Source organism: Myxococcus vastator (genome assembly GCF_010894475.1).
GTDB lineage: Bacteria > Myxococcota > Myxococcia > Myxococcales > Myxococcaceae > Myxococcus > Myxococcus vastator.
Genome location: NZ_JAAIYB010000843.1, coordinates 1 through 1,372, shown reverse-complemented (window position 1 = coordinate 1,372; position 1,372 = coordinate 1). Strand labels below are relative to the sequence as shown.

1 protein-coding gene and 1 pseudogene are annotated in these 1,372 nt (G+C 74.6%); one reads left to right on the top strand and one right to left on the bottom strand.

Annotated features, from left to right (window positions below; genetic code table 11):
- Nucleotides 1-1,117, top strand: a 1,117-nt coding sequence (locus tag G4D87_RS37805) for a serine/threonine-protein kinase (RefSeq protein ID WP_240358938.1), incomplete at its 5' end; no start/stop codon positions are given.
- On the opposite strand, the pseudogene G4D87_RS37800 reads toward G4D87_RS37805, so the two are convergent.
- Nucleotides 1,044-1,372: pseudogene (locus G4D87_RS37800) on the bottom strand (MFS transporter); the annotation flags it as partial. The gene G4D87_RS37805 and the pseudogene G4D87_RS37800 sit on opposite strands and share 74 nt — an antisense overlap.

The window sequence follows — 1,372 nt, the reverse complement described above, 5'->3', positions numbered from 1 at the left end:
GCCCCCTGTCCCGCGTCCGGCGCAGACCCCGCCCGAGGCGGCGCTCCGGCCGGTGACGCCTCCGCCGGCCCTGTCGCTGGGAGAGACGCTGCGCCCGGTGACCCCCATGTCGCCGCACGGCACGCTGCTCCAGGGCATTCCGGTCCCCGCGCCCTCCAGCGTCATGCGGGGCCTGGTGCCCGGCCAGACGGTGGCCCAGCGCTACCGCGTGGAGCGCTGGCTGGGCGCCGGGGGCAGCTCCACCGTGTACGAGGCCATCGACCTCCGGCAGGACGTGCGCGTGGCGCTCAAGGTCCTCGCGGTGCCCCACGCGGATGCCGCGATGGTGGCGCGCTTCCGCCAGGAGGTGGAGCACGCCCGGGCGCTGGAGCACGTCAACATCCTGCGCGTCTTCGATGCGGGCGTGGACGGCGAGCGGCACTTCCTCACCGTGGAGCTGCTGGACGGGGTGGACTTGCGTCAGCGGCTGCTGGAGCGGCGCGCCACGTTGGCGGAGGCGCTGCGCTGGCTCACCCACGCGACGGTGGCGCTGGAGCACGCGCACGGCCGGGGCGTGCTCCACCGCGACGTGAAGCCCGCCAACCTCTTCATCACCCACACGGGCGTGCTCAAGCTGATGGACTTCGGGCTCGCCAAGAGCACCCACGTCATGGGGGCGACGGCCCAGGGCGCGGTGCTCGGCACGCCGGAGTACATGGCGCCGGAGCAGGTGACGGGCAGCCCCGCGGTGTCACCCGCCACGGACCTGTACGCGCTCGGCGTGGTGGCCTACGAGCTGTTCACCGGACAGCTTCCCTTCCGCCACCCGGAGCCCGTGCCGCTGATGTTCCTGCACGTCCAGGAGCGCCCCGCGCCGCCGCGCACGTTGCGGCCGGGACTGCCGGAGCCCTTCGAGCGCGTCGTGCTGCGGCTGCTGGAGAAACGCCCCGAAGACCGGTACCGGACCGCTGCCGAGCTCCGCTCCGCGCTGGCGAAGCTGTGGCCTCATGCGATGAACGGTGAGGCCCGGGAGGCGACACCGGATGAGCGGAACGTGCCCACTGTCACGCCCCCGGGACCGAGGGCTCCGTCCGCCCCGGAGCCAGCAGCGCCAACCCGAGCGCCGCGGCGGCCGTGAGCCCCGCGGCGATGCCGAACTGCAAGGCGAAGTGTCCGCTGGCCAGCGCGAGCAACGCCACCGCCAGCGAGCCACCCAGCAGCCGCGTGGCGTAGAGCGCGCTGGTGACGATGCCCCGGTGGTGCCAGGGCGCGCGGGACTGCGGCCCAATCAGCGACGTGCTCGTGGCGGGCCCCAGCCCCAGACCGAGCACCGCCAGCCCCACCAGCGCCGCCGGCACACCCCAGCCTCGCGCCGCGGCCCATGACAGCCACC